The sequence below is a fragment of the Paenibacillus sp. NPDC058177 genome (assembly GCF_042883835.1).
GTDB lineage: Bacteria > Bacillota > Bacilli > Paenibacillales > Paenibacillaceae > Paenibacillus_AQ > Paenibacillus_AQ agri.
In genome coordinates this window covers 16,326-35,999 of the sequence record NZ_JBHVVB010000003.1, presented here as the reverse complement: position 1 = coordinate 35,999, position 19,674 = coordinate 16,326, and the positions used below count along the sequence as shown (strand labels likewise).

The following is a 19,674-nucleotide window of genomic DNA, read 5'->3' as shown; positions in this document are numbered from 1 at the left end:
CTGAGGTCATAAGGTTAGCGAAGAATGTAAATTCATTTAAAAGGGGGAAGTCAAGTATGAAACGAAGAATTTCGAGCCAGATCCTGAGCGGGCTAGTGCTCATCGTTATCGGCGGCATGTTTTTGCTGAGGCAGATGGGATATACCAGTTTTAGCATAGGGTATCTAATCTCCAACTTCTGGCCGGCCATTCTGATTTTTTTGGGCTTGCAGCGTCTGCTGTCCACCGGCGATTACAGCTCCAGAGGTTCATCCGCAATTGGCGGACTATTTTTTCTGGCGATAGGCGTCTATTTCCTGGGACGAAATCTGGGTTGGTTTTACCTGTCGGCCGGTGATTTTTTCAAAATGTTCATTCCGGTGATGCTGATCGGCGGCGGGCTGTATGTTATTTTCAAACCGCGCAGGAATGATCCTCCTGTGCCACCACCGCCGCCATCGCCACCGGATTTCTTCCCACCAGGCAAGAAAACGGTCGATGTAGAGCCTCCACAGCCGCTGGAGTCGACACTAGATGAACAGTTTGAGCAGAAATTCGGCAAGCCCTTTGGATCGTCATCCTTTGAAGACCCAAAGGCCTCTTCTGAACGAAAAAACTGGGATCAGTACCCGCAAAATGATGACGAGGAGGATGGGCCTCGCTTCAATTCTGCCTTCGACCGCTTGAAAGATAAGCATGAGCGTCATTTGAACAAACACTATGACCGTCAGGAACGTCATGCACGCAGATTTCAGGAGCGCCAGGAACGCCATGCCCACAGAGACCAGGAGCGCCAAGAACGCCATGCTCGCAGACATGGAGAATGGGACGAGGAGTATGACCATCACCATCACGGCAGCAAAGATTCGACAAACCGTTCAGCTTTTATCGGCGATATTCATATGGGCCGCGACCATTTTCAACTTAAGCACACGAACATTTCGCAATTCATTGGCGACACCGTCATTGATCTGACCAACGCGCAGATTGCCTACGGAGAGACCAAGATCAACATCTCGGCCTTTGTCGGTGACATTAAGGTATTTATTCCCGATGATATGGATTTGGGCGTTTCGGTTAACAGCAGCTCCTTCATCGGGGATATGCAAGTGCTGGATGAATCTCGTAGCGGGTTCATGAGCAATGTTCAGTTCAAGACGCCATATTATAAGGAACGCGGCAAAAAAATCCGGATCACCGTCAGTGCTTTTATCGGAGATGTTAAAGTGAAGTCGGTGGGCTAGGAAGATGGGAACGATACTTCATAATACGAAATGGGTGTTGTTGCTCTATTTTCTGCTCAGCGGCGGAGTGTCAGCCGGACTGGTGTATGCGGGAACCTGCCTTGGTTATATTGAGGTCGTGGACTATCGGATGTGGTTGTATCTTACACTCGGAATAATATTGTTCACAGTCATTGTAGGCTATATGGCCGTCCAACGTATTCAGCGCCGGATTGATCATCTGGATCTGAATATGTTGCAGGTAGCGAAAGGTAACCTGTCTGTACGGATGCCGGAGAGTGACGATCAGTCTTTTGCCAGAGTGTATCATGAATTTAATGTGATGATGGATGCGGTGGAGAACAAGATGAAGCTTCTGCAGCGTCTTGGGGAGCAGGAAGTCATCGAGAAGGAAAAGGCAGCGGAGAGTGCGGTATTGGAGGAACGACGGCGGATGGCCCGTGATTTGCATGATACGGTGAGCCAGCAGCTGTTCGCGATCCATATGTCCGCTTCTTCGCTGCCTAAAGTGCTGGAACGCAACCAGGCGCATGGGCAGACTGTGATGGATCAGTTGATTACGATGTCTCAAATGGCGCAGAAGCAGATGCGTGCGCTGATCGCGCAATTACGCCCGGTAGAGCTGGAGGGACGAAACCTGTTCGAAGCGCTGGAAAAATGGTTTCCTGATTACTGTCGCCAGAATGGCCTAAAAGGTATAAAGGAGCTTGAACTGCAGGGAGAGTTATCTGAAGCCATAGAGCATCAGCTCTTCCTGATTATTCAGGAGGCGATGGCGAACATCGTCAAGCATGCGGATGCGCGTCTTGTCAGTCTGTCACTACGTGAAGGGCCCCGGCAGGTTGTGCTAAGCATCAGCGACGACGGTCAGGGTTTTGAGCATGTTCAGCAAAAACAAGGGTCGTACGGGCTTACCACGATGCGCGAGCGTGCGGAGAAGCTAGGCGGCCAGGTGGAGATTATTAGCCGCAAAGGTGCAGGAACGACCATTCGCGTACATATTCCCAAGTTCATCCAGGGTGATGAGGGACGGCAACTGCCGAAGGTCTCCGGCACTGAATATCGGGAAGAGGAGGACGGGATATGAGCGCCATAAAAGTACTGCTGGTGGATGATCATGATATGGTTCGGATGGGCCTCAAAACTTATCTTATGCTGGAGCCAACCTTCGAGGTCATTGGCGAAGCTTCTAATGGACAGCAAGCGCTGGAGATGCTGCGTGCCGGCGGTGGACAGGATCTTCCTGATCTTGTGCTAATGGACCTGATGATGCCGATTATGAACGGGGCGGAGACGACCAGAGCTGTCTTGTCGGAGTTTCCTGGGCTCAAAATCGTCATCCTGACCAGTTTTCTGGAGGATGATCTGGTTGTAGATGCTATTGAAGCCGGCGCGGTCAGCTATGTCCTTAAGACCGTATCCGCCGAAGAGCTAATCTATGCACTACAGGGCGCTTATCGGGGCATGCCAGTGATGACCGGTGATGTGTCACAGGCGCTGACACGTGGTATCCGCCAGCGCACCGTGCAGGGGGATTCCTCCGGCCTCACTGAGCGGGAAAAGGAAGTGCTGCTGCTCATTGCCGAGGGCAAGAGCAACAAGGATATTGGCGAGGAGCTGCATATCAGCATTAAGACAGTAAAGACACATGTCAGCAACCTGCTGATGAAGTGCGAGCTGGATGACCGCACGCAGCTTGCCATTTACGCTCACCGGAAGGGTTGGGCGCAGGGATAGTTTAAGTTGTATTGAGGTTAAAGTAAAAGTAGAAGTGCTGAGCTTATGGCAGGTCAAAATTAAAGTAGAAGTGCTGAACTTATGTTGAAGTTGTAGTTCATACTCAAACAGAATACCAGGCGTTATTCAGTAAAGTTAGGGCTTTGGCTCAAAGAACTCCTATCCTCTGAACCGGTCTTCTTAATAGTGAAATGGCGCTATCTTCCCAACTAAGAGCATTTTTGTACCTTATTTTTCTTTAATATAGACAAATAAGCTAAATAGAGGCATTTTTGTATCTTAATTTCGAAAAAGGTACTCTGAAAGGGTTATGATGGAAGAATTAACGTACAATATTGCACTTAATTCCGTCTATCTCCCATTTTCAGACTATTTAAGGTACAGAAATGCCGTTAATTACACTTCGGAGTAACGTTTAGGCTTTGTTTGTTATTTTTATACGTTCTGCATTGTGTCAGAGATTGATCACAAAAATAGGGGCACTATAAGTTGGATTTTTTATTCAATTTATAGTGCCTTTTTTCTGTTAGGTATGAACTTATAATGGTTCAGCAATACTTAATTAGTACTGGTTATGTACTGGTTCAACAAAAGTCTATAGTTGAATTATCCATTCAATAGTTCGGGCGCTTGGGAACCGCGCCCGAACTATTTGCCCACTCCCCTGTAGAGGGTGAGTGGGCGGGGATCAGGGCGCAAAGTTTACGGCCGCCTTTGAAATCATGTTCCACCCGCAGGGTTCTATTCAAGGAACATGATTTCAACAGCGGTGGAGCCTGAGCCCCGCCGAGCGATCCCAGCCCACATGCTATGAGCCCCGCCAGCGATCCCAGCCCACGTGCCACGAACCCCATCAGCGATCCCGGTCCACGTGCTATGAGCCCCGTCAGCGATCCCTCTATGTTTCCTTTTCTATTCGTCCGCACCTATCTTTTATCTGCGCTTAAATTGTTTTTAATGTGACCTTAAGGTTTAAAGTACAAAATAAGACCATGAAAACAAATTAAACCTTGCCACACGATAGGCAGGGCGCGGGAGGAAAGAAACATGGACGAGAACAAAAACAGATTTAACCGTGACAACGAACCTGAATCTGATCGGGAATGGAACAACGGTAGCAATGGCAACCAGTCCTCCGAAACAAGCTCATCATATTACTACTCTTACGGACCTTTTAAATCCTTGAATAAAGAAGAACTGGACAACGACAGTAATGTAGAACACTACAACCGGCGGGAACCGGAGCGGGTGGAGATTACACCTCCGCAGCCTGTAAGACCTCTTTCCTACAGCCCGGCGGTCCGCCCCACAGGTTATGACGGAAACGGTGGAGGCAAGGGCGGCAATGGTGGGAACGGTGATGGCGGCGGTAACGGCTGGCAATACAATCGCAAGCCGAAAAGTTCGTTTAAAACAGTGTTGGTTTCTTTTCTCGCCGGAATGATCGTGCTTTCAGGGTCGATGTACATGGCCGACCGCGGCAATTGGTTCACACCGGATACAGCAAGCTCGATTAACGGAAGCGGAACAAACACTTCTGCTTCGGCGCCGAGCGAAAGTGCTATGGCAAAACCTACGACGACAACGGCGTCCTTGGTTACTGGAAAAGGCGATGTTTCAGGCGTAGTGGATCATGTTGGCCCGGCAGTCGTCAAGATTGAGACATTGGTGAACCAAAGCTCGCGCAGCAGAGGACAAAGTATTCCGAACAGCAATGATCCGTTCTCACAATTCTTTTTCGGAGACCAGTTCGGTGGTGGTGGCTCTTCCCAGTCAGAACCGGAACAGCAATCCCCATCTGACAAGGGTTCATCCTCTCAACTGGTTCCATACGGGATTGGTACAGGTTTCATCTACGACAAGGCTGGATATATCCTGACCAACCAGCACGTTATCAACGGTGCTGATGTCATTCAGGTTACTGTGGATGGCAACACCAAACCTTATGAAGCCAAACTGCTCGGCTCCAGCAAAGATTTGGATCTGGCTGTACTGAAGATTGAAGGCAACAATAATTTCCCTGTAGTAGCACTGGGTGATTCCGATTCGCTGAAAGTCGGTTCGGAAGTTGTAGCCATCGGTAACCCGCAAGGATTCGATCATACCGTTACTGCAGGTGTGCTAAGTGCCAAGGGCCGCAGCATTGATATTAACGAAGAAGATGGCAGTGGTACAAGAAACTACAAAAACCTGCTCCAAACAGATGCGTCCATCAACCCAGGTAACTCTGGCGGTCCATTGCTTAATGTGAACGGTGAGGTCATTGGCATGAACGTAGCTGTAAGTACTGATTCACAAGGTATTGGTTTCGCGATTGCTGTGAATACGATCAAGAATGTCGTTGACAAGCTGGAAGCGAATCAAGCGATTCCGAAAGAGCCCGTTCCGTTCATTGGTGCAACCCTCATGACGATTACAGATGAAGTGGCCAAACAAATGGGTACTGATATTAAAGAAGGATCTGTAGTTGCAGATATTGTTTTCAGATCGCCAGCTTATAACGCAGACCTCCGTCCTTACGACATTATTACCGGAGTAGGCGGCAAGAAGTATGCAACCAATCAGGACCTGATCACTTATATTCAAACGCTCAAGGTTGGAGACAAGATTACGCTCAACGTTGTCCGTGACGGCAAACCATTGAACCTTGATGTTACAATTGGCAACAAGAACGATTTTGATACTACACAGAAACAACGGCAATAACAACGGTAATAGCAAAGGTAATAGCAAAGGCACCATACAATCAGACGGAAGGGTTCGCCCTTCCGTCTTTAATGTACAAAGATGTCTTTTTACCGATTCGCTGGTACAATATTTATATATAGAACTGGACAATGGGGGCTGTATGGATGCGACCGAATATTCTAATTATTGATGACGATGAGAAAATTATCTCCATGCTGAGGCGTGGCCTGGCTTTTGAAGGATATGATGTCAAGACAGCTGCGAATGGCGCAGACGGCTTGCGTGCGGTAATAGCAAATGATCCTGATGTGGTTATTCTTGATGTGATGATGCCACAGGTGGATGGCTTTGAAGTTTGCCGGAGGCTGCGTGAGGGTGGCAGCAACGTGCCTGTCCTGATGCTCACCGCCAAGGATGAGATCGAGCACCGGGTCAAGGGTCTTGATCTGGGTGCAGACGATTATCTGGTGAAGCCGTTTGCCTTAGAGGAACTGTTGGCCCGTGTCCGTGCGCTGCTAAGGCGTAAGAGCGAGCAGGGTAGCGGCAGTGATCAGGCGGTGGCTTATGAGGATATTACTCTTGATGTAGACTCTCGGGAGGTCACACGTGACGGCAAACGTCTGGAGCTGACCGCCAAGGAGTTCGAGCTGTTGCATCTGTTCATGCAGAATCCAAAGCGGGTACTGTCGCGTGATCTCATTATGGACAAGATTTGGGGCTATGACTACAGTGGAGAATCCAATGTACTTGAGGTATATATCGCCATGCTGCGCCAGAAGACAGAGGAACACGGTGGCAAACGATTGATCCAGACCATCAGAGGAGCAGGTTACATTCTAAGAGGTGACAACTAGTATGTCTATTAAGCTGCGGCTGACTGCTTGGTATTCGGGAATTTTGGCTGTAATGCTGTTGGGCCTATCAGCTGCAATATATGCTTTCGTGTATATAAATACTTACGGCGATTTAAAGGACCGTGTTGAAAAGCAGGTTGAGCAGCTACAGCTTCTGCCGCGCTGGGGATATGACGGTTCCTTGCTAAACGTCAATGTGATTCCTTCTCAGGCAACGCGCCTGGAGGAAGCTAATATGCTGGTGCAAATTAGTATTTATGACAGTGGGGCTATTCAGCAGTCGGATAATATGATGAGCCTGGGACTGAAATTCGATGTTCCAGATAAGAATAACATTATGCAGGAAAAGGGCTTCAAGCAGGTGACGCTTGCAGGCTATCATTTCATCATGTATCAGACGCCGTTGACGCCGCTCCCTGGTAGTGCCCCGTTGGCGGTTTTGCAAGTAGCCACACCAACCAACCAGGAAGACCGGATGATGGAGAGGCTGAAGAACATTCTAGTCGCCGGTTCCTTTGCGACCTTGGTGGCAGCCTTCACGTTCGGCTTGTTCCTGGCCCGCAAGGCTATGAGACCAATCGGCAAGGTAATCGAGGCAGCGAACGGCATCCAGACCGGAACAGATCTCAGCTCGCGCATTGAATACGACGGTCCGCCGGATGAAATCGGCAGATTGGTTCAGACCGTAAACAGCATGCTGGGGCGGATGGAGGGCTTTTATACGGAGCTGGAAGATTCCTATGCCGCGCAGCGGCGCTTCGTCTCGGATGCTTCCCATGAACTCCGAACCCCGCTGACGACGATCCGGGGGAATATCGACCTGCTGCAGAAGGTCTGGGAGATGGAGCCGGGAGCAAATCCCGCGCTCGACGATGCTGCGATCCGCCAGCTGTCTATCGAATCGGTGAAGGACATTGCGGATGAATCCAAGCGGATGAGCCGCCTTGTCGCCGATATGCTTTCTCTGGCCCGTGCCGATACCGGACGGACTTTTGACAAGGAACCGGTGGCTCTGGAGCCGATGATGATGGAAGTAGCGCGACGTGCATCCTTCTTGCCGCATCAGGCGGAATGGCAACCTGGCCCAATGTCTCACTTGAATGGCAAATACATTGTCGGCAACAAGGACTATTTGCAGCAAATGCTGTTTATTTTCATCGACAATGCCTTCAAATACACACCATCTGGTGAGGTAGTGTTTGACACTGTGTTCTATCAGAATCAGGTAGGTATTCGGATCAGCGATACGGGAATTGGAATGGATAAGGATGAGATCCCGCATATCTTCGACCGCTTCTATCGTGCGGATGAATCGCGGGGAATCACGGAAGGCATTGGCCTTGGTCTCTCCATCGCCAAATGGATTATTGACGAGCATGACGGCTCGGTTGAAGTTGTCACCCGGCAGGGAGAAGGCACCACATTTGTGATCTGGTTGCCCCTTCTCTTTGCTCCGCCGCTGGAATAGGGTATAATTTAGGAGAACTATTACAGCAGTCAACGACAGCAGAAAGCTGGTGAAGTCATGGAAGTCATCAAAATATCGCCCCGGGGCTATTGCTACGGTGTGGTCGATGCCATGGTTATGGCACGTCAGGCCGCGCAAAATCTCGATCTGCCTCGGCCGATTTATATACTGGGCATGATTGTGCATAACAGCCATGTGACCAACTCGTTTGAGGACGACGGAATTATTACCCTCGATGGCACCAATCGCCTGGATATTCTGGACAAGATCGACAGAGGTACAGTAATTTTCACTGCACATGGGGTGTCGCCGGAAGTGCGTAAGGTCGCCCGGGCCAAGGGCCTGACCACTGTGGATGCTACTTGTCCCGATGTGACGAAGACGCATGATCTGATTCGGGAAAAGGTTGAAGAAGGTTATGAAATCATTTATATCGGCAAGAAGGGACACCCTGAGCCTGAGGGGGCGGTGGGTATTGCCCCGGAGCATGTGCACCTGATTGAGAAGGAAGAAGAGATCGTGAACCTCGCGATTTCTTCCTCGCGGATTTGTATCACGAACCAGACCACGATGAGTCAATGGGATATCAAGCATATTATGAAGAAGCTGCTGGAGACGTTCCCCGGCGCCGAAGTTCATAATGAGATCTGCATGGCCACTCAGGTGCGTCAGGAGGCTGTGGCAGAGCAAGCGGGACAAACCGATCTTGTCATTGTCGTGGGCGATCCACGCAGCAATAACTCCAATCGTCTGGCACAGGTATCGGAGGAAATTGCTGGCGTACCAGCCCACCGGATCTCAGACCTCTCTGAGTTGAAGACGGAATGGCTGCAGGGTGTCACGAAGGTCGGCGTCACTTCAGGCGCTTCTACACCTACCCCGATCACGAAGGAAGTTATCAATTATTTGGAGCAGTATGATCCTGAGGTTCCCGCAACCTGGGAGATCAAGCGTACTGTGAATATGGCGAAGCTGCTGCCGCCGGTTAAGAACAAGACAGCGAGCACGAACTAATCTCCTGAAATTGAACTTATAATGTTGACTAAGAGAGCGTAACACAGCGGATTCCGGCGTGTGCGCTCTTTTGTTATGGGGAGAAGGGTCTTCATTCAAACTTACAGATGTGATGATAATATTCCTTTCGCTTCCATTTCGTAATTTTCTGAATGTAGTTTCTGGCGCTTAGCTCTGAAAATTGGAGTGTTTTCAAATCGGGCTGTTTTGTGAAAATGGGCCACGACGGGTTGACGAAATAGAGATTTTCGGCTAAAATTGCTTTAGTGATTAAAAGCATAAAAGCTAAAAAGCTTAAAAGCGTCGTAGCGAAACAGAGTGCACAAACACTGACTAATAAATTACGTTAACATGTGGAAAGGAAGATTAATTATGATCGTCATTACATCGAACCAAACTCCGGAAGAGCAAGTTCAGGATATTATCAGAGTTATTGAAAAAGAGGGGTTGCAAGTTCATCTCTCCCGCGGTGCTGACCGCACCGTTATTGGTCTCATTGGAGGCGTTACACCTAAGCTGGCTGAGCATCTGCGGCAGATGAAGGGGGTAGAGAATGTTGTTAAAATCTCTAAATCCTACAAGCTGGCGAGCCGTGACTTCCACCCGGAAGATACTGTAATTGATATTCGCGGTGTCAAAATTGGCGGCGAGAACCTCGTCATCATGGGCGGCCCGTGCGCCGTTGAATCCCCAGAGCAAATCGATGAGATTGCCCGTCTGGTAAAGGCCTCTGGTGCTCAAGTGCTCCGTGGCGGTGCATTTAAGCCTCGTACAGGACCATACAGCTTCCAGGGTGTGGGCGTAGAAGGATTGACGATGATGGCGGAAGCCGGCAGACGTCATGGACTGTTGACGATTACTGAAGTCATGACTCCGGAATACGTAGATATTTGTGCGGAGCATGCGGACATTCTGCAAGTAGGTACACGTAATATGCAGAACTTTGATTTGCTGCGTAAGCTGGGCACCTGCGGGCGTCCTGTGTTGCTCAAACGCGGCTTCAGCGCGACCTATGATGAATTGCTGAATGCAGCGGAATACATTCTGGCCGGCGGCAACCGTGATGTTATGCTGTGCGAACGCGGAATTCGTACATTCGAGACATACACCCGCAATACGCTGGACCTCTCTGCGATTCCGGTTCTGCAAAGCTTGAGCCATCTTCCGGTCATCTCTGATCCGAGCCACGGCACCGGACGTCGTGAACTGGTAGAGCCAATGTCCAAGGCATCTGTTGCTGCAGGCGCCAATGGCCTTATTATCGAAATGCACACCGATCCGGACAATTCCATGACTGGTGATGGTGTACAATCGCTATTCCCGGATCAGTTCGACAACCTGCTTAGAGACCTTGAGAAGCTTGCTCCGCTGGTTGGACGTAAGTTCTCTCCAGGGCCAGAACCTGTTGTAACTGTGTAATCTTTGCATATATCTGCTGTTCATCAGCCCGCTTATCCCGCACCACTGCTGGGATAAGCGGGCTATTTGATTTTGGCTAGGGTAAGATGTGCGGCTGGTAGGGTCTCTTTTACCAAATTCACTAAAGCGTTAGAAAATCTTACATTGGAATAAGAAATACCTGACATAAGCATTGACGATGTTAGGTATGAGATTTATAATGACGACAGCAAAAAAATTATAAAACAAGAACATTTGCATACTGTGAGCGGCTTAATGTTCGGAAACTTGGGGAGGAAAATTTCATGTCGGTTGAAAAAGTGTTGCAAACAATCAAAGAGAACAACATTGAGTGGGTGGATTTCCGGTTTGTAGATTTGGGTGGACGTGCGCATCATATTTCGTTGCCCGCTTCTGAAGTAGAAGAAGAAACTTTTGTGAATGGCGTAGCTTTTGACGGTTCATCTATTGCCGGTTTCCGCGGTATTGAAGAGTCCGATATGGTTATGATGCCAGACACGGAAGCAACATATATTGATCCATTTACTGCACACCCGACGCTCAACATCATGTGCGACATTTTTACTCCTGATGGCGAACGTTATGAGCGTGATCCGCGCGGTATCGCAGTTAAGGCAGAAGAGTTCTTGCAAAAGAGCGGTGTAGGTACTGCGGCATTCTTCGCACCAGAGTCTGAATTCTTTATCTTCGACGATGTGCGTTATGAGAGCGGCATGAACAGCTCTTCCTTCTTCGTAGATTCCGAAGAGGCAGCTTGGAACACAAACCGCAAGGAAGAAGGCGGCAACCTTGGTTTCAAGGTTGGAGTCAAAGGCGGTTATGTACCGGTAGCACCAGTAGATACCCAACAGGATATCCGCAGTGAAATGTGCCGTCTACTTGCTGAAGTCGGTCTGCGCATTGAACGCCATCACCACGAAGTGGCAACTGCAGGTCAAGCGGAGATCAACTTCCGTTTTGACACCTTGAAGAAAACAGCTGACAATCTCATGACTTATAAATACGTTGTTCACAACACAGCTCGTCAATACGGCAAAGTAGCAACCTTCATGCCAAAACCGTTGTTCGGTGATAACGGAAGCGGTATGCACGTACACCAATCCATTTTTGACGGCGATTCTCCTTTGTTCTATGAAAAAGGCGGATATGCTAACCTGAGCGAAATGGCTCTGAACTACATCGGAGGTATTCTGTACCATGCTCCGGCGCTGATCGCTTTGACCAACCCAAGCACCAACTCGTTCAAACGTCTGGTTCCTGGCTATGAAGCTCCGGTTAACCTGGTATTCTCCAAAGGTAACCGTTCCGCTGCAGTTCGTATCCCGGTAGCTGCTGTGACACCTAAGGGTTGTCGCATCGAGTTCCGTACACCGGATTCCACAGCCAACCCTTACCTGGCCTTCTCCGCAATGCTGATGGCAGGTCTGGACGGAATCAAGAAGAAGATCAACCCGCAAGAATTGGGTTATGGTCCACTTGACAAGAATATCTATGAGCTGGAAGATGCAGACAAAGAGAAGATCCGCAGTGTTCCAGGCAGCCTGGGCGAAGCGCTTGATGCTTTGGAAGCAGATTACGAATTCCTTACTGAAGGTGGCGTATTCTCCAAAGACTTCATCGACAACTACATCTCTCTGAAGCGTTCGGAAGCTCAAGCGGTGGCAATTCGTGTTCATCCGCACGAGTACTCCCTGTACTTCGATTGCTAATCCGTTACTAATCTAATAAAAGCTTTAACCTTCAAAGCCCCCGGGATACCTCCCGGGGGCTTTTTGGCGGCTTTTCTATCACGTAATATGCTGGAGCCCGCTCAGTGGCCCCTGTGGCTTTACAGCGGTGCAGTGGTAGTCTTCAGTCGTGATTGGCCTTATGACGGCTCAGAGGCGCCGCAGGACTCTCTAATGATCAGCTCAGGTTCAACAATGAAGGAACTGGTGCTCGACTGATTGTTGATAAGGTCATAAAGCATCAATGCAGCGAGCCGGCCGAGTTTATTTTTATTCTGCCGGATGGTGCTTAGAGAAGGTGTGGTGTACTTGCAGGCCTCGATATCATCGCAACCGATAATGGCGACCGTATCAGGTACTGAAATGTTAGCTTCTTTGAGTGCGCGCATGGCGCCGATGGCAATCTGGTCGGAGGCCGCAAAGATTGCCCGGGGCAGGCTGCCGGTAGCGATCATGCGTGTCATAGCTTCATAGCCGCTGGATTCATAAAAATTGTCCCCGTTTAAAAACCAGTTCTCATGAACTGACATTCCCAGATCCTCAATAGCTTTTCGGTAGCCGCTCTCACGCATATTTGATATTTCTGACTCCTGAGTGCTGCCCAGATAACCTAGATCACGGTAGCCTAGCAAATAGAAATGCTCTACGGCTTTGGCGGATAACTTGAAATTATCGGACATGATATAGCCGGAGCTAGAACCGGAGAGCTTCATATCGACACCGATGCAAGGGATCGAGCTCTGATCCAGTTTGCTGATGGACGTCTCTAGCTCTTGCCCGGAGAGGAGTACACATCCATCGACATTGTAATGCCAGCACCTGTCCAGATAGTCGTTAACGCCTCCGTTTTGAAACTTTTCATTAGAGAAAAAGATAAGATCATAGCCGAGCAGACCCATTTGCTTCTTAAAGGCGTTCAGAACCTCGATGAAGAATGGATGGGTCAAATCGATATTCAGCATACCGGCAAAAATAACACCGATCAAATACGAAGATTTGCTTGATGGAGTTTTGGATGAGATGGGGGGAGTGTAGCCGGTCTCCTTGATAATCTGCAGCACCTTATTGCGTGTACTGGCAGAGATGTCAGTGTAATTGTTAATGATCTTGGAGACCGTTGAAACCGAAACGCCTGCAATTTTAGCGATATCCTTAATGTTATAGGTCATTATAGGGCCTCCTTATCTTAAATAACGTCGTATAAGGCGAAAAATCAACTGGTTTCTGCATTTGTTTTTAGAGATCGAATCCATATTTACGAAAATGGTTTCGGATTTATTTTATATTTTGAATAGAAAGTAGTCAATGTCTGGAAAGCAGTTGGAGGACAAAAATGAGGATATTCTACTTGTACCAAGGGTTTTTCGAACGAAAACATGAATTCTAAATAGTCCTTTACAAAAATAGACAACGATGTAATAATGAAAATAACGAAACCGCTTTCTGGATTGTGTTTCTCTTTTTCGAGTATTTAGAAGATTTACGAAAATGTGTTTCGTTAATGTTCGAAGAATTTACTCTGGGGGGTAACAAAATGGTAAAGAAGCTTTCTGCGGTCTTGCTAAGTTCTGTTCTGCTGTTGGGGTTGACAGCATGCGGGGGCGGAAACAACGGCAATGGTGCAAGTGGGGGAGCTACGAACGGGTCTTCGAAAGAGGCAACAGAAAAACCTGCATCCGGTGAGAAGAAGGTTGTTAAGATCCTGCATTGGAAGCAAGAGAACATTAACAAAGCCATTCAAGAAATCAATAAGAAATTCGAGGAGAAATATCCTGAATACAAGGTGGAGTACACTACTACCGGACCTGATGACGAGTTCAAGCAGGCGCAAAGAGCAAGAATTACAGCTGGGGATGTGGATGTTCTCGCGGATCTTTCCGGGATGAGACTATCTCCTAAGGATTGGACACCGGGCGCGAAAGTGCCGGATTGGCAGCAGTGGATCGATTCTGGTCTGATTGCGGATCTGTCCGATCAAGCTTTTGTGAAAAACTACAATGCCAACGATATTGCCAAAGCGGGTACTTATAACGGAAAAGTATACGCCGTGCCAACTGGTAAAGTAGCGATGTCGGGATTCTTCTATAATAAAGAAATCTTCGAGCAAAACGGACTTTCCGTTCCAACGACCTGGACGGAGTTCATCAAAGTGCTTGATACCTTGAAAGATAAGAATATTACACCAATCGTCGTGGCTGGTAAAGACGTGTGGCCACTGAAACTGCCAGTCTTCGGTCTGCAAGCAAAAATCCTTGGCGGTGGTGACCAGAACAAATGGATCGAAGGCGTATGGAAGGGCGATGCGGCTTACAATGATGCCGAGGCTGTTGAGGTTCTGGATAAAATGAAGACGCTTCAGGATAAATACATCATTGACGGATTTATGGGTATCGACTATGCAACAGCACCTTCTTTCTTTGCTACTGGTAAAGTAGCGCTGATTGCTGACGGAACCTGGGATGCGCCAACTATTGCAACGGCTAATCCGGATCTGAAGTTTGGGTACTTCCCGATCCCTGCTACTGAAGATGCTGCGAAGAACAATTCGCTTGTTGGTAAATATGATGTAACCTGGTATGCCGCAGAGAAAGGCCCGAACAAAGAGGGCGCGCTGAAATGGCTGGAGTTCTTCTCCGAGCCGGATAACTACACAGCGTATGTGAAAGCGGCTGGCTTCCTGCCAACACAAGATAATGTTCAAACGGATAGTGAGTTCATCGATAAAGAGCTTTCACCCTATCTTGGCGGAGATTTTGAACTGGCATACGAAATTCTGATGATCAACCGTGTGAATGTCGGCGAGCACCTTGCTGCTGAAGGCGTACACACAGAGTACCTGGCTCCAGGCGGCGAATTCAAGACAGCCAAAGAGCTGGCGGATGTGCAACAGAAAGAATGGGAAGCGGCTGCACCTAAATAAGCAGTTTAAGTAGCAAGAATTAAACATACTGTGCAGTTTCGGGGTCTGTCCTGTGCAGACCCCGATCCTTTATTTTGAATCAGGATTAGGTGGGTGAGAGCAATGTATCCCTTCGGTAAAGGTTTAAAGCGCTATGTTCCCTTTCTGTTTTTGCTGGTGCCATTGGTGCTATATATTATTTTCTACTTCGGGCCTTCAATGATGACGGTTATTTATTCATTTACCGACATAAAGAATGTGCCAGGTAGCGAATTGAAGTTTGTCGGTCTGCAAAATTACTATGATGTATTTTTCTCCGGTAATTCAGGGGAACGTGTGGACTCTATTATACGGACGCTTTATTTCATGGTGATTGTAACGATTGTGCAGAACGGCCTGGCGCTATTGGTGGCCGTGATCATTAATCAGAAGCTAAAGGGCGATTATTTCTACCGTGCGGTATTTTTTCTACCGGTAGTTCTTGGTGTCGCGGTGGTGGCACTGGTATGGAGTATGATGTTCGATCCGCTCAGCGGTCCTGTGAACTATCTGTACAATGCGTTATTCGGCTATAAAGATATGTTCTTTGGAAGCTTTACCCATGCTTTCGGCTATATTATATTTGTACAAATTTGGATGTACATGGGCTATTCCATGCTGATCTTTCTGGCCGGATTGCAATCCGTACCGAAGGATTTGTACGAGGCAGGATATATCGACGGTACAAGTAAATGGCAGTCATTTAAAAACATTACGTTTCCGCTGATCGCTCCTTCCTTTACGGTCAATATGCTCCTGTCGATCATTGGTGCCATGTCCACCTTTGATATTATTCTGGCTACAACAGACGGACGCTTCAATACTAGAACTATGGCTTATGATGTCTACAAAGAAACCTTCCGGGGCAGTCTGGAGATGGGATTACCTTCGGCGCTTTCTGTCGTACAGTTCCTGATCATTCTTGTCTTTGTAGTGATCGCTGTAAAGCAAATGCGCAAGAGAGAGGTGGAGTACTAGATGAAAGACTCTAAGTCCACCAAAATTCTTTCTTACGTCGTTGTAGCGATACTTCTCATACTGTACATCATACCGCTACTTTTCGTATTTAACGTCTCGTTCAAGTCCTTCACAGATTACCTGCTGGACCCAATGGGGATTGTATCCAATATTCAATGGAGCAATTACAAAGATGCCTGGGTGCAAGGGAATTTCTCTAACTATTTCCTCAACAGCCTGCTGTATACGGGGGTTGCTACGGTGCTGACACTTATTGTGTCACTCTTCGGCGCTTTTCCGGTGGCACGGGGATATGTGAAGTGGAGTGGCTTTATTTATATGTTCTTCCTGCTTTCGCAGTTTCTGCCTAACCCGATGGTGGCTCAGTTCAAGCTGATGCTCGCCATGAAGCAGGAACTCGGATTTGTAGGTTACGATACAAAGCTGGGTTATATCCTGTTAAAAACAAGCGGAACCGGCATCGTCTTCATGATGTTCACCGGCTATATCAAATCTATAAGCCGTGAACTTGATGAAGCAGCAGGGATGGACGGCTGCGGCTATAACCGTTATCTGTTCCAGATCATCATGCCATTGATGAAACCAGTGATTGCCACCGGCGTCATTTTGACAGCCATCGGCATCTGGAATGACTTTGTGGGCCCGGTTATGTATTTGCCAAGCCCAGGCAATTATCCGATTACCTTCGGATTGAAGGAATTCCGCGGACAATACGGCAACAACTGGCCGATGCTGGCCTGTGGCATTATGATCGTATCTACTCCGCTGATCATTTTGTACACCTTCATTCAGAAATACATTGTCGATGGTGCGTTGGCAGGTGCGGTTAAAGCGTAAGCAGCAATACAAATGAGAGGATGGATATTAGTGGAGCGCAATGAAATCAAAGGCTGGAAATTTACAGGGAAGAATGGGGAGTTCAGACTTCCGCAGCCGGATCGCAGCAGTTTTTTATATTTTCCGTTGGTAAATGAGGGTGGCATGATGTCTTCGATCACGCCAAAGCTTCACGGCCAGGCTACTTCAGGGCATAATACGTTTCTGACACCTCCATTGTCGGTAGAGGATTTGCATAATTCGCGGGCCTCCCGTAACTTCTGGGTGTATGTAGAAGGCAAAGGGGCTTGGTCGGCAGCGGGAAACTCTGCCAAACAAAACGCTGATTTCTATCAGGACAACGCTGACGAGTCTGAACTGGAGGCTGGTCTGCTCTGGCACCGGGTGACCCGCAGTAACAAAGAACTCGGCGTTTCTGCTGAGATTACCAGCTTTGTGCCATGCGGCGAAGACAAGGTAGAATTGACGAAGGTTGTTCTGACGAATACAGGAGCAGAGAAAATCACACTGACATCAACAGCGGCTATTCCTTTGTATGCCCGGTCCGCAGATGACTTGCGCGATCACCGTCATGTGACATCCCTGCTGAACCGGGTCTACACTTCTCCGTTCGGTATTGAAGTTCAACCGGCACTCTCTTTCGATGAACGCGGTCACCGTGTGAATCACACCTCGTACGGGGTGTTCGGAGCGGAAGAGAACGGCAGTGGTCCGGTCGGATTCTTCCCTGTGCAGGAAGAGTTCATCGGCGAAGGCGGAAGCCTGGACTGGCCGGAGGCCGTAGTGCTGAACAGTAAGCCAGCCATCTACTCTGAAGCCGAACTGGAAGGTTATGAGGCGCTGGGCGGGCTCCGGTTTGCCGAGACGGTACTGAATCCAGGTGAAAGCTATTCTTACATTATTGTGCTGGCGATTGAAGGCGAGCGGATCGATGTTCCTGTGCTTATGCAGAAATACGGCACAGCCGCAGCCTTCGATGCCAAGCTGGAAGAGAATAAATCGTTCTGGAATGACAAGGTAAATACCGTAGAATTCCAGACTGGTGAACATGATGTTGACCAGTGGATGAAGTGGGTAACCCTTCAACCGGTACTGAGAAGACTTTACGGGAACTCCTTCCTTCCATATCACGATTATGGCAGAGGGGGACGCGGCTGGCGTGACCTTTGGCAAGACTGCCTTGCGCTGCTTATCATGGAGCCGGAAGAAGTACGCAGCCTTCTTCTGAACAACTATGCCGGTGTGCGGATTGACGGCAGTAATGCGACCATTATTGGCTCGCAGCCAGGCGAATTTATCGCTGACCGCAACAATATTCCGCGGGTCTGGATGGACCACGGGGCTTGGCCGTTCCTGACTACCATGCTGTATCTGGATCAGAGTGGTGATCTTGATTTCTTGTTGCAGGAGCAAATCTACTTCCGCGATGTCTTCATGAACCGTGCCCAGAAACGCGATACTTCATGGGATGCTGAGGCAGGCAGCTCGCTAAGAACGGCCTCCGGCGAAGTCTATACCGGTACCATTCTGGAGCATATCCTTCTGCAAAACCTGGTTCCATTCTTCAACGTTGGCGAGCACAACAACATTCTGCTTGAAGGCGCGGATTGGAATGACGGGCTGGATATGGCAGCAGACCGCGGGGAAAGTGTGACCTTCACATCCTTCTATGCCAGCAACCTGCTTGATATTGCCCGCCTGCTGCGCGACCTGAAGGAGCGCAAGGGTCTGTCGACCGTTGAACTGGCGGAAGAGATGACGGTGCTGTTCGATTCTCTTGGCGAAGGTGTGGATTATACTTCTGTATCGGGCAAGCACGAGCAGCTTGAGCGCTACTATGCGGCAGCGCCAAATAAAGTTAGTGGTGTCCGGGTAGCACTGGATATTGACAAGGTAGCAGCAGACCTGGAGCGCAAGGCTAATTGGCTCTTCGAACATCTGCGTAGCAATGAATGGGTACAAGCGGAAGACGGTGGCGGCTGGTTCAACGGTTATTACAATAATGACGGTGAACGCGTAGAGGGCGAATTCCCTGGTGGCGTCCGCATGACGTTGACAGGTCAGGTATTCCCGCTCCTTGGCCATGCTGCTGCACCTGAACAGATTCCGAATATTATTAACGCTGTGGAGAAAAATCTGCTAGACGATAAAATCGGTTACCGCTTAAATTCCCGTTTTGGCGGGATTCAGCAGAACCTCGGCCGTGCGTTTGGTTTTGCCTTTGGCCATAAAGAGAATGGTGCGATGTTCAGCCATATGACGGTTATGTACGGCAACGCGCTCTATAAACGCGGATATGTTAAGGAAGGGCGGAAAGTGCTGGATTCCTTGTATCAGCTTAGTGCTGATTTTGCAACCAGCCGCATGTATCCGGGGATTCCGGAGTATATCAATGAGCAGGGACGCGGCATGTATACGTATTTGACCGGCTCGGCTAGCTGGCTGCTGCTGACCATGGTCACTGAAGTGTTCGGTGTCAAAGGAAAGCTGGGCGACTTGCTGCTCCAGCCTAAACTGGTGCAAGAGCAATTCGACAATAACGGACAGGCAGGAATTAAGACTATCTTCGCAGGCCGTGAGCTGGAGGTCGTCTATACGTCGACTAATCGTTCTGCCTATGGGGAGTATCAAATTCAGGGAGTTACATTGAATGGCACTCCTGTGGTGCTACAGCACAGTTTAGAAGGAGTTATCATCCCACGTGCAGTACTAAACGCTCTGTCAGCTGACAAACGTCATTTACTTGAAGTGGAACTGGCGTAATCGACGGTTCATCTCTACCCTTGCACTG

14 protein-coding genes are annotated in these 19,674 nt (G+C 48.7%); 13 read left to right on the top strand and 1 reads right to left on the bottom strand.

Features of this window, described 5'->3' with window-relative positions; translation table 11 throughout:
• The first annotated feature begins 56 nt into the window (after positions 1 to 56).
• From liaF to glnA, 9 genes are all read left to right on the top strand, one after another.
• Complete coding sequence (gene liaF / locus ACFVU8_RS14320) at positions 57 to 1,223, top strand: cell wall-active antibiotics response protein LiaF (protein ID WP_387428050.1); 1,167 nt, start codon at positions 57 to 59, stop codon at positions 1,221 to 1,223.
• Between the two features lie 4 nt (positions 1,224 to 1,227).
• Complete coding sequence (locus ACFVU8_RS14315; protein ID WP_175374150.1) at positions 1,228 to 2,310, top strand: sensor histidine kinase; 1,083 nt, start codon at positions 1,228 to 1,230, stop codon at positions 2,308 to 2,310.
• Positions 2,307 to 2,960 (top strand): response regulator, encoded by a 654-nt coding sequence (locus tag ACFVU8_RS14310; protein WP_175374151.1) that lies wholly within the window; start codon positions 2,307 to 2,309, stop codon positions 2,958 to 2,960. Before ACFVU8_RS14315 ends, ACFVU8_RS14310 begins: the two co-directional genes overlap by 4 nt.
• A 1,047-nt stretch (positions 2,961 to 4,007) precedes the next feature.
• Positions 4,008 to 5,666: a S1C family serine protease gene (locus ACFVU8_RS14305; protein WP_175374152.1), complete on the top strand. Its 1,659-nt coding sequence runs from the start codon at positions 4,008 to 4,010 to the stop codon at positions 5,664 to 5,666.
• A gap of 146 nt (positions 5,667 to 5,812) precedes the next feature.
• Positions 5,813 to 6,502, top strand: coding sequence for a response regulator transcription factor (locus tag ACFVU8_RS14300; RefSeq protein WP_175374153.1), 690 nt, complete (start codon positions 5,813 to 5,815; stop codon positions 6,500 to 6,502).
• A gap of 1 nt (position 6,503) precedes the next feature.
• Positions 6,504 to 7,970: a sensor histidine kinase gene (locus tag ACFVU8_RS14295; RefSeq protein ID WP_175374154.1), complete on the top strand. Its 1,467-nt coding sequence runs from the start codon at positions 6,504 to 6,506 to the stop codon at positions 7,968 to 7,970.
• 57 nt (positions 7,971 to 8,027) lie between these two features.
• Positions 8,028 to 8,984: a 4-hydroxy-3-methylbut-2-enyl diphosphate reductase gene (locus ACFVU8_RS14290; RefSeq protein WP_387428049.1), complete on the top strand. Its 957-nt coding sequence runs from the start codon at positions 8,028 to 8,030 to the stop codon at positions 8,982 to 8,984.
• Between the two features lie 372 nt (positions 8,985 to 9,356).
• Positions 9,357 to 10,403 (top strand): 3-deoxy-7-phosphoheptulonate synthase, encoded by a 1,047-nt coding sequence (aroF, locus tag ACFVU8_RS14285; protein WP_066373961.1) that lies wholly within the window; start codon positions 9,357 to 9,359, stop codon positions 10,401 to 10,403.
• Between the two features lie 284 nt (positions 10,404 to 10,687).
• Positions 10,688 to 12,112 (top strand): type I glutamate--ammonia ligase, encoded by a 1,425-nt coding sequence (gene glnA / locus ACFVU8_RS14280; RefSeq protein ID WP_066373963.1) that lies wholly within the window; start codon positions 10,688 to 10,690, stop codon positions 12,110 to 12,112.
• A gap of 158 nt (positions 12,113 to 12,270) precedes the next feature.
• Here the strand turns inward: glnA and ACFVU8_RS14275 are convergent, their stop codons facing one another.
• On the bottom strand, positions 12,271 to 13,299 hold the full coding sequence (locus tag ACFVU8_RS14275; protein WP_387428047.1) for a LacI family DNA-binding transcriptional regulator: 1,029 nt from the start codon (positions 13,297 to 13,299) through the stop codon (positions 12,271 to 12,273).
• A gap of 365 nt (positions 13,300 to 13,664) precedes the next feature.
• On the opposite strand from ACFVU8_RS14275, the gene ACFVU8_RS14270 reads away from it, so the two are divergent.
• The 4 genes from ACFVU8_RS14270 (at position 13,665) to ACFVU8_RS14255 (ending at position 19,646) form a co-directional block, all read left to right on the top strand.
• The gene (locus tag ACFVU8_RS14270) at positions 13,665 to 15,050 is read left to right on the top strand and encodes an ABC transporter substrate-binding protein (protein ID WP_175374157.1); all 1,386 of its coding nucleotides are present in this window, start codon (positions 13,665 to 13,667) and stop codon (positions 15,048 to 15,050) included.
• A 102-nt stretch (positions 15,051 to 15,152) separates the two neighbouring features.
• Positions 15,153 to 16,046, top strand: a complete 894-nt coding sequence (locus ACFVU8_RS14265; RefSeq protein ID WP_175374158.1) for a carbohydrate ABC transporter permease — start codon at positions 15,153 to 15,155, stop codon at positions 16,044 to 16,046.
• Positions 16,047 to 16,883: a carbohydrate ABC transporter permease gene (locus ACFVU8_RS14260; protein WP_387428045.1), complete on the top strand. Its 837-nt coding sequence runs from the start codon at positions 16,047 to 16,049 to the stop codon at positions 16,881 to 16,883.
• Positions 16,884 to 16,913: 30 nt separating this feature from the next.
• A complete protein-coding gene (locus ACFVU8_RS14255; protein WP_387428043.1) occupies positions 16,914 to 19,646 on the top strand; it encodes a GH36-type glycosyl hydrolase domain-containing protein in 2,733 nt (910 codons plus the stop codon).
• The last annotated feature ends 28 nt before the right edge of the window (positions 19,647 to 19,674 follow it).